The sequence below is a fragment of the Pseudomonas sp. LBUM1651 genome (genome assembly GCF_059716135.1).
Genome location: NZ_CP166805.1, coordinates 435,014 through 453,594, shown reverse-complemented (window position 1 = coordinate 453,594; position 18,581 = coordinate 435,014). Strand labels below are relative to the sequence as shown.

20 protein-coding genes are annotated in these 18,581 nt (G+C 62.2%); all 20 read left to right on the top strand.

Annotation, left to right across the window (positions count from 1 at the left end; translation table 11 throughout):
- Positions 1-228 precede the first annotated feature (228 nt).
- Entirely contained in the window at positions 229-954 is a 726-nt protein-coding gene (locus ACA066_RS02175) for a beta-ketoacyl synthase chain length factor (RefSeq protein WP_497697945.1), read from the top strand.
- Positions 930-1,739, top strand: a complete 810-nt coding sequence (locus ACA066_RS02170; protein WP_497697944.1) for a lysophospholipid acyltransferase family protein — start codon at positions 930-932, stop codon at positions 1,737-1,739. The genes ACA066_RS02175 and ACA066_RS02170 overlap by 25 nt, the downstream gene beginning before the upstream one ends.
- Entirely contained in the window at positions 1,720-1,980 is a 261-nt protein-coding gene (locus ACA066_RS02165; protein ID WP_497697943.1) for a phosphopantetheine-binding protein, read from the top strand. The genes ACA066_RS02170 and ACA066_RS02165 overlap by 20 nt, the downstream gene beginning before the upstream one ends.
- Positions 1,981-1,989: 9 nt before the next feature.
- Positions 1,990-2,244, top strand: coding sequence for an acyl carrier protein (locus ACA066_RS02160; RefSeq protein WP_497697942.1), 255 nt, complete (start codon positions 1,990-1,992; stop codon positions 2,242-2,244).
- Positions 2,241-2,786, top strand: coding sequence for a COG4648 family protein (locus tag ACA066_RS02155; protein ID WP_497697941.1), 546 nt, complete (start codon positions 2,241-2,243; stop codon positions 2,784-2,786). Before ACA066_RS02160 ends, ACA066_RS02155 begins: the two co-directional genes overlap by 4 nt.
- Positions 2,783-4,465 carry an ApeI family dehydratase gene (locus ACA066_RS02150; RefSeq protein ID WP_497697940.1) on the top strand — a complete coding sequence of 561 codons (1,683 nt, stop codon included), beginning with the start codon at positions 2,783-2,785 and terminating at the stop codon, positions 4,463-4,465. Before ACA066_RS02155 ends, ACA066_RS02150 begins: the two co-directional genes overlap by 4 nt.
- Before the next feature lie 131 nt (positions 4,466-4,596).
- On the top strand, positions 4,597-5,331 hold the full coding sequence (locus ACA066_RS02145) for a glycosyltransferase family 2 protein (protein ID WP_497697939.1): 735 nt from the start codon (positions 4,597-4,599) through the stop codon (positions 5,329-5,331).
- Positions 5,328-6,275 carry a lysophospholipid acyltransferase family protein gene (locus ACA066_RS02140; protein ID WP_497697938.1) on the top strand — a complete coding sequence of 316 codons (948 nt, stop codon included), beginning with the start codon at positions 5,328-5,330 and terminating at the stop codon, positions 6,273-6,275. The genes ACA066_RS02145 and ACA066_RS02140 overlap by 4 nt, the downstream gene beginning before the upstream one ends.
- Positions 6,256-7,800: an HAL/PAL/TAL family ammonia-lyase gene (locus ACA066_RS02135; protein WP_497697937.1), complete on the top strand. Its 1,545-nt coding sequence runs from the start codon at positions 6,256-6,258 to the stop codon at positions 7,798-7,800. Before ACA066_RS02140 ends, ACA066_RS02135 begins: the two co-directional genes overlap by 20 nt.
- Positions 7,793-8,218 carry an acyl-CoA thioesterase gene (locus tag ACA066_RS02130; RefSeq protein ID WP_497697936.1) on the top strand — a complete coding sequence of 142 codons (426 nt, stop codon included), beginning with the start codon at positions 7,793-7,795 and terminating at the stop codon, positions 8,216-8,218. The genes ACA066_RS02135 and ACA066_RS02130 overlap by 8 nt, the downstream gene beginning before the upstream one ends.
- 200 nt (positions 8,219-8,418) lie before the next feature.
- A complete protein-coding gene (locus tag ACA066_RS02125; RefSeq protein ID WP_497699798.1) occupies positions 8,419-8,967 on the top strand; it encodes an outer membrane lipoprotein carrier protein LolA in 549 nt (182 codons plus the stop codon).
- Entirely contained in the window at positions 8,951-11,290 is a 2,340-nt protein-coding gene (locus ACA066_RS02120; RefSeq protein WP_497697935.1) for an MMPL family transporter, read from the top strand. The genes ACA066_RS02125 and ACA066_RS02120 overlap by 17 nt, the downstream gene beginning before the upstream one ends.
- Positions 11,290-12,447 (top strand): cation:proton antiporter, encoded by a 1,158-nt coding sequence (locus tag ACA066_RS02115; RefSeq protein WP_497699797.1) that lies wholly within the window; start codon positions 11,290-11,292, stop codon positions 12,445-12,447. Before ACA066_RS02120 ends, ACA066_RS02115 begins: the two co-directional genes overlap by 1 nt.
- Complete coding sequence (locus ACA066_RS02110; RefSeq protein WP_497697934.1) at positions 12,434-13,681, top strand: NAD(P)/FAD-dependent oxidoreductase; 1,248 nt, start codon at positions 12,434-12,436, stop codon at positions 13,679-13,681. Before ACA066_RS02115 ends, ACA066_RS02110 begins: the two co-directional genes overlap by 14 nt.
- Positions 13,678-14,403, top strand: a complete 726-nt coding sequence (locus ACA066_RS02105; protein WP_497697933.1) for a class I SAM-dependent methyltransferase — start codon at positions 13,678-13,680, stop codon at positions 14,401-14,403. The genes ACA066_RS02110 and ACA066_RS02105 overlap by 4 nt, the downstream gene beginning before the upstream one ends.
- 77 nt (positions 14,404-14,480) lie before the next feature.
- Entirely contained in the window at positions 14,481-14,972 is a 492-nt protein-coding gene (locus ACA066_RS02100) for a hypothetical protein (protein WP_497699796.1), read from the top strand.
- The gene (locus ACA066_RS02095; protein ID WP_497697932.1) at positions 14,969-16,165 is read left to right on the top strand and encodes a beta-ketoacyl-[acyl-carrier-protein] synthase family protein; all 1,197 of its coding nucleotides are present in this window, start codon (positions 14,969-14,971) and stop codon (positions 16,163-16,165) included. Before ACA066_RS02100 ends, ACA066_RS02095 begins: the two co-directional genes overlap by 4 nt.
- On the top strand, positions 16,162-16,623 hold the full coding sequence (locus ACA066_RS02090; protein WP_497697931.1) for a hotdog family protein: 462 nt from the start codon (positions 16,162-16,164) through the stop codon (positions 16,621-16,623). The genes ACA066_RS02095 and ACA066_RS02090 overlap by 4 nt, the downstream gene beginning before the upstream one ends.
- A complete protein-coding gene (gene fabG / locus ACA066_RS02085; RefSeq protein ID WP_497697930.1) occupies positions 16,620-17,348 on the top strand; it encodes a 3-oxoacyl-ACP reductase FabG in 729 nt (242 codons plus the stop codon). The genes ACA066_RS02090 and fabG overlap by 4 nt, the downstream gene beginning before the upstream one ends.
- Positions 17,348-18,574, top strand: coding sequence for a beta-ketoacyl-ACP synthase (locus ACA066_RS02080; protein WP_497697929.1), 1,227 nt, complete (start codon positions 17,348-17,350; stop codon positions 18,572-18,574). The genes fabG and ACA066_RS02080 overlap by 1 nt, the downstream gene beginning before the upstream one ends.
- The last annotated feature ends 7 nt before the right edge of the window (positions 18,575-18,581 follow it).

Below are 18,581 nucleotides of genomic sequence, written 5' to 3'. Positions count from 1 at the left end.
AGAAAATGCTCCCCGAGCCGACAGACATTCACGACTCGACGTGAGCAATGGCCAAACGCCATCCATTCACGAACCAATCGGTACATTTCGTTGGGCAAAATGTAACCAGCATTTGCTACGCGCTCGCCGCACCGGGATAATGCGCGCCACTCGGCGCTCAGCGTCACATCAGGTGAACCGCTGTTTTTTCGACTCGCCGCGTCAAGAAAGCCCGCAGGGGCGGGATGAATGCCTGTGATCAACTTCAACATCGCCCAATGGCGCGCGTGGGCCCCTGGGCTCGAAAGCGTGGACGATTGGCAGGCCTGGAGCCGACAACCGGTCGCGCTGCCAAGCTGCGATGCCGCCCCCGACGTCTCGTTTCTGCCGGCCATGCAGCGGCGGCGGCTCAGTCGTCTGGCGCGGATGGCGTTCAGTGTCGGCTGGCCGTTGGCCGATGGTCGCCCTGACCTACCGTTGGTCTTTATTTCCCGCCACGGCGAAACCCCGCGTACCTTCGATATCCTCAGCGATCTGGCCGCCGATCAGCCACTGTCGCCGACCCAGTTCAGCCTGTCGGTGCATAACGCGGTCATCGGCCTGTGGTCGATCATGCGCGGCGAAACCAGCGAAATGACTGCCCTGGCTGCCGCCGGCGATGGCCTTGAACACGGCATGCTAGAGGCTGCCGCGTTGCTTGCCGAAGGCGCTCCGGCAGTTCTGCTGGTGGTCACCGAAGAGCAGCCGCCCGGAGCCTATTCGGACTGGATCGACGATGTGCCCTTCCCGTACGCGGTGGGTTTGTTGCTAACGCCCGGCAACGACTGGCAGCTGTCCCTGAACAGCACTTCGGATGAGTTGTCCAAAGCCCACTGGCCCCATGCCCTGAATCTCTTGCGTACCCTGCTCGGCCAGCAGACCACCTGCCAACATGCCTGGAAAAATCGTGTATGGACCTGGCAACGCAACCTGTAAGTGAAAAAAACCGCGACGCCTATTACTGGCGTTTGCTGGCCACCGCCGCAAGCTTCACCCTCTTCGGACTGGGCGGGCTGTGCCTGCGCCTGGTAGTTTTCCCGGTGCTGAGCTGCCTGCCCGGCAATGCGCAGACACATCGCCTGCGGGCGCGACAAACCGTCAGCCGCTGTTTCTGGTTTTTCGTCCGGTTCATGGCCCGCACCGGCGTGCTGACCTACGACATTGAAGGCGCGGAAAAACTCGGTCGACCCGGGCAGATGATCATCGCCAATCACCCGTCACTGATCGATGTGGTGTTCCTGATCGGCCTGGTGCGCCATTCCAACTGCGTGGTCAAAAGCAGCCTCTGGGAAAACCCCTTTACCCGCGGCCCGCTACGCCGTACCGAATACATCAGCAACGACGGCAGCATGGACATGCTCGATGCTGCGGCCGACGCACTGAAAAGCGGCCAGACCCTGATCATTTTTCCGGAGGGCACCCGCACTCAGCCCGGCGAAACGCCCTCCTTTCATCGGGGTGCGGCGTCGATCGCACTGCGCGGTGCGAAAATCCTCACCCCGGTGATCATCAAGGTCAGCCCGACCACATTGACCAAGGCCGAACCCTGGTATCGGATCCCCAAACGCCGCGTGCACTTCAGTTTCCGGGTCGGGGCCGATATAGACCCACAGGCCTTCGCCGCGCAGGGCCCTGCTCCTCAAGCCTCGCGCAAGCTCAATGATTACCTGCATCACTACTTTATTAAGGAGCTCGCCGAAGATGAGCCATCTGTACAGTGAAATCAAAGAACTGATCATCGACGCCCTGGGCCTTGAAGACATCAGTGTCCAGGACATCGGCGACGACCAGACGCTGTTCGGCGAAGGCCTGGGCCTGGACTCGGTCGACGCCCTGGAACTCGGCCTGGCGATCCAGAAGAAGTACGGCATCAAAATTGATGCCGACGCCAAGGACACCCGTAATCACTTCCGCAACGTGGCGAGCCTTGCGGCGTTCGTCACCGCAAAACAGGCAGCTTGAGACCGGACCATGCAAACTCGTGATGACATTTTCAAAACCCTGCGCGATGCCTTGGTCGAACTCTTCGAGCTGGACCCCCAGCGTGTGAGCCTCGACTCCAACTTGTATCAGGACCTGGAAATCGACAGCATTGACGCGGTCGACCTGATCGACCACATCAAGCGCCAGACCGGCAAGAAAATCGCCGCTGAAGAATTCAAGACGGTGCGTACCGTCAGCGACGTGGTCGAGGCGGTCTACCGTCTGGTTCAACCCGCCGCATGAGCCGAGTGATCGGCCTTGGCCTGCTGCTGGCGGGCCTGCTGTACCCCTTCGCGGTGTATTTCGGCATGGAACATTTTGCCCCGTGGCAGTTCGGTCTGCTGCTGGGCAGCCTGTGGCTGGCCCGGGCGCTGACGGGCGTGCGGCGGCCGGGAAGCCTGTGGATGGCAATCGTCGCCATCGTGTTTTGCCTGTTGCTGGCCCTGTTCGACAGCCCCGTCATGCTTCGGTGGTACCCGGTACTGATCAGCGGCTTCATGCTGGTGCTGTTCGGGTTGACCCTGAAATACGGCCCGCCGATGATCGAACGCCTGGCCCGGCTGCGGGAGCCACGCTTACCGGCCAAGGCGATTCGCTATACCCGCCAGGTCACCATTGCCTGGTGTGTGTTTTTTCTCTGCAACGGTTTGTGCGCCGCCGCCCTGACCCTCTGGGCGCCGCTGAGTTGGTGGATGTTGTACACCGGCCTGATCTCCTATGGATTGATCGGCCTGATGTTTGCCATTGAATGGCTCATACGACAACGGGTACGAGGCCACCCATGAATTGGATAAAACTTGAGCAATTGTTGCTCAAGGCTCAACCGGAACGCGCCGTGACGGCCGGGCCGGTGCTGAATCACGCACAATTGTGCGAACAGGCTCTGAGCCTGGCCGCCGGCCTGCAAGCCCAGGGTGTGCGACGCATCGCCGTGCACCTTGAGGACGCCGCCGACCTGGCGATTGCCCTGCTGGGCGCCTGGCGCGCCGGGGTCAGCGTGCTGCTGCCCGCCGACCTGCAACCGCAAACGCGCCAGCGCTGGTCGAGCGAAGTCGATCTGTGGCTGACGGATCAGGCCGATGATGCGCAGCTCTGCGACTATCGTCATGCGCCACTGACCGCCGCTGTCCTGGACCTGGATCGCGGCACACTGAGCCTGTGCACTTCCGGTTCCAGCGGCGAGCCCAAGCGCATCGACAAGACCCTGCGCCAACTGGCCAATGAAGTCGCAGCGCTGGAGCAGCTCTGGGGGGCCGATCTGGGCGAGGCGTGCCTCATTGGCAGCGTCGCCACCCAGCACATCTACGGCCTGCTGTTTCGGGTGTTGTGGCCGCTGTGTGCCGGGCGCTCGTTCGTGCGCAAGCAACTGGCCTTTCCGGAAGATTTGCAACGCGCCAGCCGCGAACACCCGGACTTTGCGTGGGTCGCCAGCCCGGCGCTGCTCAAGCGCATGGGCGACAACCTTGACTGGCCGGCTCTGAGCGCGGTTCGCCGGGTGTTTTCCTCCGGCGGTGCGTTGCCGACCGAGGCGGCGCTAAGCCTGCAGCAACGGCTGCAACAGTGGCCGACGGAGATCCTCGGCAGTTCAGAAACCGGTGGCATCGCCTGGCGTCAGGGTAACGATCTCTGGCAAGTCTTTGCCGGTATCGAATTGAGCCAGGACAGCGACGGCGCGCTGCTCATTGCGTCGCCATACTTGCCGCCCGGCCACGTCGAACACACCGCGGATGCGGCGCGAATCGCCGCCGACGGCCGCTTCGAATTGCTCGGGCGGCTGGACCGGATCGTCAAACTGGAAGAAAAACGTATCTCGCTGCCGATGCTGGAGCAGGCGCTGATGGCCCACGAATGGGTCTGCGACGCGCGCCTCGGCGTGGTTCAGGAAAATCGCGCCTCGCTGGGTGCGTTGCTGGTTCTCAGCGAATCGGGTTTGCATGCTTTGCGCAATCAGGGTCGACGCACCCTCACTCAGGAATTGCGCCAACACCTCAGCCAGCATTGCGAAGCCCTCGCCCTGCCACGACGCTGGCGCCTGCTGCGACAATTGCCGCTCAACACTCAAGGCAAACTGCCTCAGGCCGACGTGGAAGCCTTGCTGCTGACGCCGCGCCCGAAAGCGCCGGAAGTCCTTGAACACATCGAAGCCGATGGCGAGTGGAGCCTGCAACTGGCGATACCACCGGACCTCGCTTACTTCAGCGGCCACTTCCCCCAGGCGCCGGTTCTGCCCGGCGTGGTGCAGGTGGAGTGGGCCTTGCACCTTGGCCAGCAATTGATGAACCTGCCGGAAAAATTCGCCGGCATGGAAGTGCTGAAATTCCAGCAACTGGTGCGTCCCGGCGATGAAGTCCAGTTGCACCTGCGCTTCGATCCGGTACGCAGCAAATTGTACTTCGCGTACCGCAACGAGACCGCCACCTGCTCCAGCGGGCGGATTTTGCTGGAGCCCACCCATGGTGCATAACCTTGGTGAGTGCTGCGCACTCAATCGCGAGCGGGCTCGCTCCCACAGGGGGGCGGCGTCGTACACAAGTCCTATGTGGGAGCGAGCCTGCTCGCGATGCAGGCGCCTCGGTCTTACAGGCGAAACCCAAGATGCATAACCCCTGCGCAATCATCCCGGTCTACAATCACGAAACCGCGATCACTACCGTGGTCGACGCAGTGATCGCATGCAACTTGCCATGCATTCTGGTAGACGATGCCAGCGACCCGTCCTGCGCGGCGGTGCTCGATCAACTGGCCCGGCGCGAGATGGTTTACCTGATCCGCCTCGCCGCCAACCAGGGCAAGGGCGGCGCGGTGATGACCGGCCTGCGCGAAGCCTCGCGCCTGGGCTTCAGCCACGCCTTGCAGGTAGATGCAGACGGTCAGCACGACCTGCAAGACGTCGCGACCTTCATCGAACAATCACGCGCCCACCCGCGCGCGGTGATCTGCGGCTATCCGCAATACGATGCGAGCGTGCCGAAAGGTCGCCTGTACGCCCGCTACCTGACGCACGTGATGGTCTGGATCAATACCCTGTCGCTGCAGATTCGCGATTCCATGTGCGGCTTCCGCGTTTATCCATTGCCGCCGACCCTGGCGCTGATCGACTCGGCGAAGATCGGTAAGCGCATGGACTTCGACTCGGACATTCTGGTGCGCCTGGCCTGGCGCAATCAGCCGATGCAGTGGCTGCCCACCAAGGTGCACTACCCGCTGGACGGCGTCTCACACTTCCGTATGTTCCACGACAATGTACTGATTTCGAGCATGCATACCCGGTTGTTCTTCGGCATGTTGCTGCGGGCGCCGGTGATCCTCTGGCGGCGGTGGCGAGCATGAGCATCAACGCAGATAAAGAACACTGGGCCGACCGCCAGGAGCGCGGCAGCTTCTGGCTGATGAAGCTCACCGCGTTCGGCGCCAAGGTACTCGGCCGCCGACTGTTGAGCCCGCTGTTGTACGGCATCGTTCTGTACTTTTTTCTGTTCGGTCGCAGTGCCCGCCACAGCGCCTGGCAATACCAGCAGCGCCTCGCCGACTGGAGTGGTCGCGACAAATTGCGCCCGACCCACTGGCGCGTATTCGGTCAGTTCATGGCCTTCGCCGATTCGATGCTCGACAAGCTCGACGTGTGGAACGGCAAGCTGAGCATCGAGCAGATCGAAATCATCGACCCGGCGTTGCTGCGCAATCAGCTGCGTGGCAGCCGCGGGCAACTGCTGGTGGGCGCCCACTTGGGCAATCTCGAGGTCTGCCGTGCGTTGGCGGAAATCGGCGAAAAGGTCACGATGAACGTGCTGGTGCACACCAAGCACGCCGAGCAGTTCAACCGTTTGCTGGGCGAAGCCGGGGCGACCAATCTGCGGCTGATCCAGGTCAGCGAACTGGACCCGGTGATCATGCTGCAACTGCACGAGCGCCTGGAGCGCGGCGAGTGGCTGGCGATTGCCGGTGATCGCGTGCCGTTGCACGGCGGGCGCAGCGTGACCGTGGATTTCCTTGGCCATCCGGCAAAGTTTCCGCAAGGGCCGTGGCTGCTGGCGGGGCTTTTGAAATGCCCGGTCAACCTGCTGCTGTGCCTGAAGAAACCCGACGGCGATTACCGGCTGACCCTCGAGCCCTTCGCAGACGCGATCACCTGGAAGCGCAGCGACCGCGAACAGGTCATTCATCAGTGGGCCTCCCGCTACGCCGAACGCCTGGGTCACTATTGCCTTGAAGCGCCTCAACAATGGTTCAACTTTTACCCTTTCTGGAAGACCGATGACGACGCCAACGCTTGAGCCGGTAACCTTCGGCGAACTCCCTTTGCGCATCGAAGACGTGCTGGCCCTGGCCAACCGTCAGGTGCCAACGCAGTTGCAGGACGATCCTGCGTACCGCGAGCGCATCGCCAAGGGCGCACGATTCCTCGACTCCCTGTTGGACAAGGAAGGCGTGATCTATGGCGTGACCACCGGTTACGGCGATTCCTGCGTGGTTGCGGTGCCGTTGCATCACGTCGAGGCGTTGCCGCGTCATCTGTACACATTCCACGGTTGCGGGCTGGGCAAACTGCTCGACGCCCAGGCCACCCGCGCGGTGCTCGCGGCGCGTTTGCAGTCGCTGTGCCACGGCGTGTCCGGGGTGCGCGTGGAACTGCTGGAGCGTCTGCAAGCGTTCCTCGAACACGACATTTTGCCGCTGATCCCGGAAGAAGGTTCAGTGGGCGCCAGCGGCGATCTGACGCCGCTGTCCTATGTGGCCGCGACCTTGTCCGGCGAGCGCGAAGTGATGTTCCGTGGCGAACGCCGCCAGGCCGCGGACGTGCATCGCGAACTCGGTTGGGAGCCACTGGTTCTGCGCCCGAAAGAAGCGCTGGCGCTGATGAACGGCACCGCGGTGATGACGGGCCTTGCCTGCCTGGCCTATGCCCGCGCCGATTACCTGCTGCAACTGGCCACCCGCATCACCGCGCTGAACGTGGTCGCGCTGCAAGGCAATCCGGAGCACTTCGACGAGCGCCTGTTCGCCGCCAAACCGCATCCGGGGCAGATGCAAGTCGCCGCGTGGCTGCGCAAGGACCTGGCGATCGACGCACCGACCGCGCCGCTGCATCGCCTGCAAGACCGCTATTCCCTGCGTTGCGCGCCGCACGTGCTCGGCGTATTGGCCGACAGCCTGAACTGGCTGCGCTCGTTCATCGAGATCGAACTCAACAGCGCCAACGACAACCCGATCATCGACGCCGAAGCCGAGCGTGTGCTGCACGGCGGGCATTTCTACGGCGGCCACATTGCGTTCGCCATGGACAGCCTGAAAAACCTGGTGGCCAACGTTGCCGACCTGCTCGACCGTCAACTCGCCTTGCTGGTTGATGAACGTTACAACCATGGTTTGCCGAGCAATTTGTCCGGCGCCTCGGCGGATCGCGCGATGCTCAACCACGGCTTCAAAGCCGTGCAGATCGGCACCAGCGCCTGGACCGCCGAAGCGCTGAAAAACACTATGCCGGCCAGCGTGTTCTCGCGTTCCACCGAATGCCACAACCAGGACAAAGTGAGCATGGGCACCATCGCCGCCCGCGATGCCATTCGTGTGCTGGAGCTGACCGAACAGGTCGCCGCCGCCACCCTGCTCGCCGCTAATCAAGGCGTGTGGCTGCGCAGCAAGGCCGAGGACGCCCGCCCGTTGCCACCCGCCCTCGCCGCCATGCACGAAGAGCTGGCCAAGGACTTCCCGCCGGTCATCGAAGACCGCGCACTGGAAGGCGAATTGCGCCTGTGCCTGAAACGGATTGCCGAGCAACACTGGAGGCTGCATGCGTAGCAAGGGAGTGCTTCACACCGATACGGAAATCCTCGTGCCGTTCTTTGACGTCGACACCATGAACGTCGTCTGGCATGGCCATTACGTCAAATACCTGGAAGTCGCCCGGTGTGCGTTGCTGGACAAGATCGGCCACAACTACACCGCGATGGTCGAGTCGGGTTACGCCTGGCCGGTGATCGACCTGCAATTGCGCTACGTGCGCGGCGCGGTGTTCGGCCAGAAGTTGAATGTGCGGGCGAATCTGGTGGAGTGGGAGAACCGTCTGAAGATCAGCTACCTGATCAGCGATCTGGAAACCGGCGAACGTTTGACCAGGGCCAGTTCAGTGCAGGTGGCGGTCGACATGAGCAGCCGCGAGATGCAGCTCGCCTCGCCCAAAATCTTCACTGATGCCGTAGAAAGGATGCTCGCATGAACCCGGGAATCGACACCTCTTTTGATGCCAGCCCAATTCCTTGTGGCGAGCGAGCTTGCTCGCGCTTGAGTGCGCAGCACTCACAACTCCGGCAGGCCTTGTCGGCGTATTGGGGCCGCTTCGCAGCCCAGCGCGAGCAAGCTCGCTCGCCACAAGTGCTCAAATGGCTCAGCGTTTTGGTGCTGCTCGGGTTGTCATCGATGGCTCACGCCTTCGATCTGCAACAGCTCAGCGATCAACTGGCCAAACCCGAGGTTATCCACGGTAATTTCATCCAGGAAAAACACCTGCGCGCCCTGCCCCAGCCGTTGACCAGCAAGGGCACCTTCGTTCTGGCGAAAAACCACGGCCTGCTCTGGCTGCTGAAAACGCCGCTGCAACAGGATTACCGCATCACCGCCAAAGGCATCGCGCGGCGTGACGCCAGCGGTTGGCAGACGCTGCCGGGCAAGAGTGCCGGTGCCGAACAGAACCGCTTGTTCCTCGCCGTGCTGCAAGGTGACAGCAGCGGGCTGCAACGGGACTTCGAACTGTCCCTGAGCGGCGATGCGCAGAACTGGAAACTGACCCTGATTCCGCGCTCGCTGTTGCTCAAGCAGGTGTTCAATCAGATCAACATCACCGGCGGTGAACTGGTGCACAGCATCGAACTGCTGGAAACCCAGGGCGACAGCACCCTGTTGCGCATGCAGGACAGCACCAGCGCCCAACCGTTGAGCGACGCGGAGCAACATGACTTTGCCGAGTGAACGCACGCTTCCACGCCTGTTTCTGATCCTGCTGCTGGCAGTGCTTGCGCTCGCCGGTTGGCAATGGCGTGATGGCGCACCGCTGTCGGCCAACCTGATGGAACTGGTGCCAGGCACGGCACCGGACGCGCTGGAACTGCGCGCCGAACAACGCATGCAAGAACCGCTGAACCGCGAAATGCTGGTGCTGGTCGGTCACAAGGATCGTCAGCAAGCCGTCGCCATGGCGCAGAAACTGGGCGAGCAGTGGCAGGCCAGCGGTTTGTTCGAAAAGGTCCAGTGGACCCTTCAAGCCGACTTGCCGGCGCTGCGCACGCAATTGCTGCAAGGTCGCCTGGCGATGCTCTCGGCGGCGGATCGACAGCAACTGATCGAGCACCCCGACGCGTTTATCCAGCAACGGGTACAAGCGCTATTCGACCCGTTCACCGGTTTCAGCCTGGTGCCGAGCCAGGATGACTGGCTGGGCCTGACCGGACGCATCCAGAACAGCCAGCCGCAACACGGTTCGGTGCAACTGGACATCGGCAGCGGTGCGCTGGTGGCCGATGCCGACGGCAAGAGCTGGGTGTTGCTGCGGGCGCGCACCACCGGCAATGCCTTCGACATGAACCTGCCGGTGCAAGTGGCCGATCTGCTCAAGCACAGCCGCGAAGAAGCGGCTCAGACCGACGTGCAACTGCTGGCCGCCAGCGGGTTGCTCTATGCAGCAGCCGGTCAACAACAGGCCACCCGGGAAATGACCTGGGTCGGCGGTGGCGCTACCGCGGGAATTCTGTTGCTGTTGCTGCTGGCCTTCCGTCGGTTGCGGGTGTTGCTGGCGTTCGTCCCGGTGCTGGTGGGCATGCTGTTCGGCGCGGTGGCGTGTGTGGCGCTGTTCGGCCATATGCATGTGATGACGCTGGTGCTCGGCTCCAGCCTGATCGGCGTCGCGGTCGATTACCCGCTGCACTATTTGTCCAAGAGCTGGAGTCTGAAACCCTGGCACGCCTGGCCGGCGTTGCGCCTGACGTTGCCGGGCCTGACGCTGAGCCTGATCACCAGTTGCATCGGTTACCTGGCGCTGGCCTGGACGCCGTTTCCGGCCCTGACCCAGATCGCCGTGTTCTCCGCCGCCGGCCTGCTCGGCGCCTACCTGTCGGCTGTATGCCTGTTGCCCGCGCTGCTCAAGGGTGCGGATTTGCGCCCGGCGCAATGGCCGCTGCGGGTGTCCGAATATTTGCTGGATCGTCGTGAAGCGCTGCTCAGGATCGCGAAAACGCCGGTGCTGTTGGCATTGCTGATCGCCTTCTGCGTCGGTGGCCTGTTGCAGCTCGACAGCAAAAACGACATTCGCCAATGGGTCGGCGCACCGCAGCAATTGACCGACGAAGCCCGGACCATTGCGCGCATCACCGGTTACCAACCCACCAGCCAGTTTTTCCTGGTGCGAGCGAGCAATCAGCAAGAGTTGCTCGAACGCCAGACTGCGTTGAGCGAGCGGCTGGATCAGTTGGTCAATCTGAACAAACTCCAGGGCTATCTGTCGCTCAATCAACTGGTCAGCCAGCCCCGCGAACAACACCAGGTGCGCGAAGCGCTGAACAAGTTGCCGCAATTCTGGCAACCGCTGCTCGACGTCGGCGTGCCGCTTGAAGCGCTGAAAGCAGAGTTGGCGAAGTTGCAGGCATTGCCTGTCGAAGACATCGACAGCGCGCTGACCGGTCCGCTGGCCGAACCCTATCGCACACTGTGGCTGGGCCCGACCGATGACGGCGTGGCGGCGATGGTCAGCCTGCAAGGCCTGAACAACCCTGCACTGCTGCGGGTTCAGGCGCTGGATTTGCCGGGTGTGGAACTGGTGGATCGACTGGGTGAATTGAACAAGGTTTTCGCCGAGACGCAGATCAGCGCCGCTGAACTGAAACTCGCCTCCTGCGTGCTGATCGTGCTGGTGTTGATTCTGCCGTTCGGCCTCGGCGGCGCTTTGCGCATCGTCTCGCTGCCGCTGCTGGCGGCGCTGTGCAGCCTTGCCAGTCTTGGCTGGCTCGGACAGCCGCTGACGTTGTTCAGCCTGTTCGGCCTGCTGCTGGTGACGGCGATCAGCGTCGATTACGCGATCCTCATGCGCGAACAGGTCGGCGGCGCCGCCGTGAGCCTGCTGGGCACCTTGCTGGCGGCGCTGACCACCTGGCTGTCGTTCGGTTTGCTGGCGGTGTCCAGCACACCGGCGGTGAGTAACTTCGGTCTGTCGGTGAGCCTGGGCCTGGCGTTCAGCTTCCTGCTCGCGCCGTGGGCCGGGCGACAAGTGCATGCGACCAGCGTCGCGGAGTCAGCAGCGTGATGGTCGTGCTGTTCTGGGCGATGGCCCTGGCGCTGTTCGCCATGGCGACGCGGGTCGGTCGTCACTTCGGCCTGATCCCGATCGTCAGCCAGTTGTTGCTGGCCACCGTCGGCCTGCCGTTGCTGATGTATTTCTGGATCGAACCCCACTGGCAATTGAGCGGCGCGACGCTGGTCGCACCGATCTGGCTGAAAAACCTCTACAGCCTGAGTTTCGCGCTGTTGCTGGGCTACATCCTCAGCGATGTGATCGATCTGCGACTCGATCGCCAAAGCCTGAAAATCGCCCTACCGAGTTTCTGCGTTCCTTTTGCCTGCGGCCTGGCTACCGCGATCTGGTGGCTGCCCCCACAGCCGTGGATCAGTTCGCTGGCGGTTGGTCTGTTGTTCGCCATCACCGCGATCCCGGTGTTGTATTTGTACTTGCGGCATATCGGTTACCCGACCACCGCCACCCGGCGACTGGTGCAGACGGCGATCCTGATCGACCTCACTTGCTGGACACTGTTCGCCATCGCCCAGGGCAGCCTGCACCTGAGCAGCCTGCTGCTGCCCTTGGCCTGCGCCTGTGTGCCCTTGCTGCTGTGGGTTATCGGCCTGCGCCAGCCACGACTCTACAGCGGGTGTTTCTTTGCGCTGCTGGTGGTGGCCGAGCACTACAAACTCAATGCGCTGATTGTCGGTATCGGCTATCTGCTGTGCATGGCCGCGCTGAAGGTGCCGCTGGTATTGCCGGTGCAGGCGATCTGGATGAATCGCTTGCAGACCTGGATCGCGATCCCGCTGATCCTCACGTTCGGCATCGTGCAGATCAATGTCCACAGCGCCATGGACAGCCTGAGCTGGGTGCAACTGGCCGCGCTGTTGCTGTTGCCGATTGCCAGCAAACTGCTGGGCAACTGGCTGGGTCTCGGCTGGGCCGGCGCCTCGTTTGCCGGTGCCAGTCGCTGGCGCGAAAGTGTGCTGCTGAACATTCGCGGCTTGAGCGAGATCGTCTTTCTCAACCTGCTGCTGCAACAACAGCTCATCAGCCCGCCGCTGTACTTTGCGCTGATGTTGATGGGCCTGATCGCGACACTGCTGCCGGCATTGGTCGGCATGCACCGAACCCCCTTGAAAGCTGCCGTCCCGGCAAGGAGCCCCCATGCCAACCGTTGAAATGGAACGTCGTCAGGTAGTGATCATCGGCGCCGGCCCATCAGGTGCCATCGCCGCCGCGCTGCTCAAGCGCAAAGGGCATGACGTTCTGGTGATCGAGCGCCAGCATTTCCCAAGGTTCTCCATCGGCGAAAGCCTGCTGTCGCACTGCCTGGATTTTGTCGAGGAGGCCGGCATGCTCGATGCCGTCAACGCCGCCGGTTTCCAGTTGAAAAACGGTGCCGCATTTGCCTGGGGCGAGCGCTATAGCGCTTTCGATTTCGGCGACACGTTCAGCCACGGCAAGCCGGCCACCTTCCAGGTCCAGCGCGCCGACTTCGACAAACTGCTGGCCGATCAGGCCGCGCTGCAGGGCGTCGAAATCCGCTACGGCGAAGCCATCGTCAGCGTCGATGTCGATCGGGCGAAACCGCATCTCGGCGTGCGTCGTGAAGACGGCAGCGAGTACGCTATCGAAGCTGACTTCATGCTCGACGCCAGCGGTTACGGTCGTGTCCTGCCACGCTTGCTCGACCTTGAAGCACCGTCGAATTTTCCAGTGCGCCAAGCCGTGTTCACTCACATCGAAGACCATATCGACAGCCCGACATTCGAACGGGAAAAGATCCTCATCACCACCCACCCGACCCAGCGCGATATCTGGTTCTGGACCATTCCGTTCAGCAACGGCCGTTGCTCGGTGGGTGTTGTCGCAGCAGCCGAACACTATGAAGGCCGCATGGACAATCTGGACGAGTGCCTGCGTGGGTTTATCGCTGAAACCCCGAGCCTCTCCGGCGTGCTGAACAACGCCGTATGGGATACGCCGGCGCGCACCATCGGCGGGTATTCGGCCAACGTCAAAACCCTGCACGGTCCTGGTTTTGCACTGCTCGGCAACGCGGCGGAATTCCTCGACCCGGTGTTCTCCTCCGGCGTGACCATCGCCATGCGCTCGGCGAGCATGGCCGCCGGAGTTCTGCATCGTCAGTTGCAAGGGGAAAGCGTCGACTGGCAGACCGAGTTCGCCGAACCGCTCAAACGCGGCGTCGACACCTTCCGTTGCTATGTCGAAGGCTGGTACGCCGGGACGTTCCAGGATGTGATTTATCACGAGGGTGGCTCGGCGGATATTCGCCGCATGATCAGCTCGATCCTGGCCGGTTATGCCTGGGACGAGCGTAATCCGTTCGTCAGCGAAGCCAAGCGCCGGTTGCGCATGCTTTCGGAAATTTGCGCGAGTGATGCCTCTTGAGCTACTTGAGCGAAAACTACGTCGAAGAGACCCGGTTCGGTTTCTGGTTCCTGCGCAGCCACACTTGGCAGCACCATGTGTTGCGCGTCGCGATCAATGACCTGCGCAGCCTGTTCAGCGAGCCGTTGCCAGGCAACCCGGTGGTGCTGGATGCCGGATGCGGTCAGGGCAAGTCGTTCCAGTACCTGCGCCAGACCTTTGCGCCACAGCGCCTGATCGGTGTGGACGCCGACCCGCACAGCCTCGATTTGAGCGGTGAAGAAGCCGCACGCCAAGGCATGGACGTGGAGTTGATCGGCAGCGACTGCGCCACGCTTGCCGTGCCGGATGCCAGCGTCGACCTGCTGTTCTGTCACCAGACCTTCCACCATCTGGTGGAACAGGAAAAGGCACTGGCCGAGTTCTACCGTGTGCTCAAGCCTGGCGGTTATCTGCTGTTCGCCGAATCCACCGAGGCTTACATTGATACCTGGGTGATTCGCTGGCTGTTCCGCCATCCGATGCACGTGCAAAAGAGCGCCGCCGAATACCTCGACATGATTCGTCACCAGGGTTTTGAATTCGGTGCGCACAACGTGTCTTATCCCTACTTGTGGTGGAGTCGCGCCAAGGATTTCGGCCTGCTTGAACGCTTTGGCCTGCGCCAGCCAAAACCTTTTGGCCTACGGGAAGAAACCCTGGTCAATGTGGTGGCGCGCAAACCGCTTGAAGGTGCTGTGTGATGTTCACTGTAGGAGCGAGCTTGCTCGCGAAAAACGTCTGGACAACGCGTTTATTCAGACAGTACGCATTATCGTTGATGTCCATCGCGAGCAAGCTCGCTCCTACAGGGTGTGCGTTGTTGCTGAGCGCCTGCACCAGCCACGCGCCGCTGCCTGAGCAAACCCCGAACCTGCCGTTGCCACAGCAACTGCACATCCAGCGTCTGCTGGACGGCCAGCGTCAGGATTGGGTGTTGGTGATTGCCCGTGAAGGCCCGGGCATTCGCTGGTCGATGATGGATTTGCTGGGCATTCCACAGGCACGTCAAAAACTGATCGACGGTCAATGGCAGGCTGACGGCTTGCTGCCACCCAATCCGGAAGCCCGGGCGTTGTTCGCCGCTTTGCTGTTTGCGCTCACGCCCAAAGATGAATTGCCTGGCAACTACCCCGACGCCTGGCAGCATGGCGCACAACGCTCCCTGCCGTCGCACTGGGACATCCGTTACTCACAACCGCTGAGCTTTGAATTGAACCTGCCCAAAGGTCCGAAGTATTTAGTCACGCCCCTGACCGGTGAGACGCCATGACCGCCTACCTCAACGCCCTCGGGGTGATCTGCGCCCTGGGCCGTAGCAAGCAGGAAGTCGCGCGCAACCTGTTTGCCGGTGACTGTTCCGGCATGCGCAGCGAGGCCGGCTGGGTGCCGGAGCGCTCGTTGCCGGTGGCCGCGGTGCGCGGCGAACTGGCGTCGATCCCGGCGGAACTGGCGAGACAAAGCAGCCGTAATAACCAATTGCTGCTGGAAGCGGCGCTGCAAATTCGCGACGACATCGATCAAGCGATCCAGACTTACGGCCGCGATCGCATCGGCGTGATCCTCGGCACCAGCACCTCCGGCATTGATGAAGCCAGTCGCGGACTGGCTCATTACATCCGCGAACATCAGTTCCCGGCGGACTACGACTATCAGCAACAGGAACTCGGCGCGCCGGCGAATTTTCTCGCCGACTGGCTGCAACTGAGCGGCCCGGCCTATGTGATTTCCACCGCCTGCACCTCTAGCGCCCGGGCGTTGATGAGTGCCCAACGCCTGCTGGACCTGGGCTTGTGCGACGCGGTGCTGTGCGGCGGCGTCGACACTCTGTGCAAACTGACCCTCAACGGCTTCTCGGCGCTGGAAGCGGTGTCCGAACAACGCTGCAACCCGTTCTCGGTGAACCGCAACGGCATCAACATCGGCGAAGCCGCCGTGCTGTTCCTGATGACTAAAGTTGCTGGCGACAAACAGTCGATTGCCCTACTGGGCAGCGGCGCCAGTTCCGATGCACACCACATTTCCGCGCCGGAACCGACCGGCCGTGGCGCCCTGCAGGCGATGCGCAAAGCCTTGAACCGGGCGAACCTGCAACCTGAGCAGATCGGTTACCTGAACCTGCACGGCACCGCCACTCAGCACAACGACGCCATGGAAAGCCTTGCGGTGACGGCGCTGTTCCCGTCCGGTGTACCTTGTTCGTCGACCAAACCGATGACCGGCCACACCCTCGGCGCCGCTGGCGCACTGGAAGCGGCGTTCTGCTGGTTGAGCCTGAGCGCTGACAATCAACACCATGCGCTGCCGCCACACGTCTGGGACGGCCAGCCCGACCCCGACCTGCCGACCCTGAATTGGGTGACCCCGGCCGATCGCCTGACGTCCATTGCACCTCGCTACCTGATGAGCAACTCCTTTGCCTTCGGGGGCAATAACGTCAGCCTGATTATCGGAGATGCCCCATGATTGACTGGCCGCTCGCCGAACTGCTGCCTCACGCTGGCGACATGATCCTCATCGATCAGATCCTGGCGTTCGATGACGAGCAGATCCACACCCGCCTTACTGTCAAACCCGATGGTCTGTTCAGTCGTCCCGACGGCAGCTTGCCGGCGTGGGTCGGTATCGAACTGATGGCGCAGAGCGTGGCCGCCTACGCCGGTTGCCATGCGCGCCAGCGGGGCGATGCGGTGGAGTTGGGTTTCCTGCTCGGCACCCGTAAATTCGAATGCAACGTCGAACACTTCCCCGCCGGCACCGAGCTGACCATCCACGGGATGCGTTCGCTGGAAGACGATAACGGCATGGGCGTCTTCGAATGCCACATCAACGCCCCCGGCATTCACGCAACCGCTCGTCTGAACGTGTTTCGCCCGCCTCAGGCGGCTCAATATCTTCATGAAACCCCAGGAATCCAGTCATGACTGAATCCGTACTGGTCACCGGTTCCAGCCGTGGCATCGGCCGCGCTATTGCGTTGCGTCTGGCTCAGGCCGGGCACGACATCGTGCTGCATTGCCGCAGCGGGCTTGCGGACGCTGAGGCCGTGAAGATCGAAGTCGAAGCCTTGGGCCGCAACGCGCGCATCCTGCAATTCGACGTGTCCGACCGCGCCAGTTGCAAAGCCGTTCTTGAAGCCGACGTAGAAAGCCACGGCGCCTATTACGGCGTGGTGCTGAATGCCGGCCTGACGCGTGACGGTGCTTTTCCGGCGTTGAGCGAGGATGATTGGGATGTGGTGATGCGCACCAACCTCGACGGTTTCTACAACGTGCTGCACCCGGTAATGATGCCGATGATCCGTCGTCGCGCCGCTGGGCGAATTGTCTGTATCACGTCGGTTTCGGGGTTGATCGGCAATCGCGGGCAGGTCAATTACAGCGCCTCCAAGGCCGGTTTGATCGGTGCGGCGAAGGCGTTGGCGATCGAACTGGGCAAGCGCAAAATCACCGTCAACTGTGTCGCACCCGGCTTGATCGACACAGCCATGCTCGACGAAAACGTACCGGTGGAAGAACTGATGAAAATGATTCCCGCACAACGCATGGGCACCCCGGAAGAGGTGGCCGGCGCGGTGAATTTCCTGATGTCGGCGGAAGCGTCGTACATCACCCGGCAGGTGCTGGCCGTCAACGGAGGCCTGTGCTGATGAAGCGCGTCGTCGTCACCGGCATGGCCGGCATCACCTCACTGGGCAGCGACTGGGAAACCATCGCCGCCAACTTCGCGGCCAACCGCAGCGGCATCCGCCGGATGGACGAGTGGGATCGCTTTACCGAACTCAACACGCGCCTGGCCGGGCCCATCGATGACTTCAAGGTGCCGAGCCACTGGACCCGCAAGCAACTGCGCAGCATGGGCCGGGTTTCGCGCCTGGCCGTCGGCGCAGCGGAGCGGGCGTTGGCCGATGCGGGTTTGCTGGGTGACGAGTCGATCAAGGACGGACGCATGGGCGTTGCCTGCGGCTCCTCCACGGGCAGCACCGACGAGATCAAGGCGTTCGGCAACATGCTGCTCAACTCCGTGGCCGAAGGCCTGAACGCCAACTCCTACGTGCGCATGATGCCGCACACCACGGCGGCGAACATCAGCATCTTCTTCGGCCTCACCGGCCGGCTGATCCCGACCTCCAGCGCCTGCACCAGCGGCAGCCAGGGCATCGGTTATGCCTACGAATCGATCAAGTTCGGCCGTCTGCCCTTGATGCTCGCCGGCGGCGCCGAAGAGCTGTGCCCCACCGAAGCCATGGTCTTCGACGCGCTCTACGCCACCAGCCTGAAAAACGATGCACCGCAAACTTCGCCACGCCCCTACGACAGCGGTCGTGATGGCCTGGTGATCGGTGAAGGCGGCGGCATGCTGGTGCTTGAAGAGCTCGAACACGCGTTGGCGCGCGGCGCACACATTCACGCTGAACTCGTCGGTTTCGGCAGCAACGCCGACGGCCAGCACGCCACGCGTCCGGAGCTGGCCACCATGCGCCGGGCCATGGAGCTGGCCCTGGAGGACGCCGGGTTGCAGCCGTCGGACATTGGCTACGTCAACGGTCACGGCACCGCGACCGAACAGGGCGACATCGCCGAAACACTGGCGACCAGCAGCCTGTTTGGCGAACACATGCCGATCAGTTCGCAGAAGAGTTTCCTCGGCCACACCCTCGGCGCCTGCGGTGCTTTGGAGTCCTGGTTCAGCATCGAAATGATGAACCGCGACCTGTACGCGCATACCTTCAACCTTGATGAGGTCGATCCGAATTGTGGCAAGCTGGATTACCTGCGCGGCGAGTTTCGGCAGATGAGTAACCAGTATGTGATGAATAATAATTTTGCGTTTGGTGGGGTTAATACTTCGCTGATTTTTAAGCGCTGGTCGTAAGCAAAAT

Bases quoted from the DNA above. Each gene is read 5' to 3' on its own strand.
- ACA066_RS02175 (WP_497697945.1), top strand. From the start codon at position 229: ATGCCTGTGATCAACTTCAACATCGCCCAATGGCGCGCGTGGGCCCCT.
- ACA066_RS02170 (WP_497697944.1), top strand. From the start codon at position 930: ATGGACCTGGCAACGCAACCTGTAAGTGAAAAAAACCGCGACGCCTAT.
- ACA066_RS02165 (WP_497697943.1), top strand. From the start codon at position 1,720: ATGAGCCATCTGTACAGTGAAATCAAAGAACTGATCATCGACGCCCTG.
- ACA066_RS02160 (WP_497697942.1), top strand. From the start codon at position 1,990: ATGCAAACTCGTGATGACATTTTCAAAACCCTGCGCGATGCCTTGGTC.
- ACA066_RS02155 (WP_497697941.1), top strand. From the start codon at position 2,241: ATGAGCCGAGTGATCGGCCTTGGCCTGCTGCTGGCGGGCCTGCTGTAC.
- ACA066_RS02150 (WP_497697940.1), top strand. From the start codon at position 2,783: ATGAATTGGATAAAACTTGAGCAATTGTTGCTCAAGGCTCAACCGGAA.
- ACA066_RS02145 (WP_497697939.1), top strand. From the start codon at position 4,597: ATGCATAACCCCTGCGCAATCATCCCGGTCTACAATCACGAAACCGCG.
- ACA066_RS02140 (WP_497697938.1), top strand. From the start codon at position 5,328: ATGAGCATCAACGCAGATAAAGAACACTGGGCCGACCGCCAGGAGCGC.
- ACA066_RS02135 (WP_497697937.1), top strand. From the start codon at position 6,256: ATGACGACGCCAACGCTTGAGCCGGTAACCTTCGGCGAACTCCCTTTG.
- ACA066_RS02130 (WP_497697936.1), top strand. From the start codon at position 7,793: ATGCGTAGCAAGGGAGTGCTTCACACCGATACGGAAATCCTCGTGCCG.
- ACA066_RS02125 (WP_497699798.1), top strand. From the start codon at position 8,419: ATGGCTCACGCCTTCGATCTGCAACAGCTCAGCGATCAACTGGCCAAA.
- ACA066_RS02120 (WP_497697935.1), top strand. From the start codon at position 8,951: ATGACTTTGCCGAGTGAACGCACGCTTCCACGCCTGTTTCTGATCCTG.
- ACA066_RS02115 (WP_497699797.1), top strand. From the start codon at position 11,290: ATGGTCGTGCTGTTCTGGGCGATGGCCCTGGCGCTGTTCGCCATGGCG.
- ACA066_RS02110 (WP_497697934.1), top strand. From the start codon at position 12,434: ATGCCAACCGTTGAAATGGAACGTCGTCAGGTAGTGATCATCGGCGCC.
- ACA066_RS02100 (WP_497699796.1), top strand. From the start codon at position 14,481: ATGTCCATCGCGAGCAAGCTCGCTCCTACAGGGTGTGCGTTGTTGCTG.
- ACA066_RS02095 (WP_497697932.1), top strand. From the start codon at position 14,969: ATGACCGCCTACCTCAACGCCCTCGGGGTGATCTGCGCCCTGGGCCGT.
- ACA066_RS02090 (WP_497697931.1), top strand. From the start codon at position 16,162: ATGATTGACTGGCCGCTCGCCGAACTGCTGCCTCACGCTGGCGACATG.
- fabG (WP_497697930.1), top strand. From the start codon at position 16,620: ATGACTGAATCCGTACTGGTCACCGGTTCCAGCCGTGGCATCGGCCGC.
- ACA066_RS02080 (WP_497697929.1), top strand. From the start codon at position 17,348: ATGAAGCGCGTCGTCGTCACCGGCATGGCCGGCATCACCTCACTGGGC.